The following is a 398-nucleotide window of genomic DNA, read 5'->3' as shown; positions in this document are numbered from 1 at the left end:
TTCCATTCACCTGCTCACGGGCATACGTGCCGCGAAGCCTCCAGTGACAGCGAGGTGGTCTGCGCCGGCAGCACGGTGAGCTCGCGTGCCCCGCCCTCTGTCGAGCGCGCCCCCAGGAAGCTGAATCCCTGGGGCAGCTCGCGCGGCCACGCGCTCCACGTCCCCGTGCGCTCGCCAGGGGGCGCACCATCCAGGAAGTGCACCGCCAACCCCGAGTCGAGCGACGTGGCGAGCACGCGCTCCGCTCCCACGTCCAGCGCCCCGTTCCGGTTCCGGTCCAGGAACGACACGACATGGCCCAGCGCGACGCGGCCCGCTCCACCGAGCGGCCCCAGCGGATGCTGGACGGCCGGAGCCGGCGTGGTGTCCAGGGGCAGCACGAAGCTGGAGGGGAAGTG

Annotated in this window: 1 protein-coding gene; it reads right to left on the bottom strand. The window is 72.4% G+C overall.

Going from position 1 to position 398, the window contains the following annotated elements; genetic code table 11:
- Positions 1–14: 14 nt before the first annotated feature.
- A partial coding sequence (locus tag HUA76_RS44835) for a hypothetical protein (protein ID WP_174464432.1) occupies positions 15–398 on the bottom strand: 384 nt, incomplete at its 5' end.

The organism is Myxococcus sp. CA056, assembly GCF_013336715.1.
GTDB classification, from domain to species: domain Bacteria; phylum Myxococcota; class Myxococcia; order Myxococcales; family Myxococcaceae; genus Myxococcus; species Myxococcus llanfairpwllgwyngyllgogerychwyrndrobwllllantysiliogogogochensis.
The sequence above is the reverse complement of the archived record's forward strand: the minus strand, read 5'-3'. Positions and strand labels throughout refer to the sequence as shown.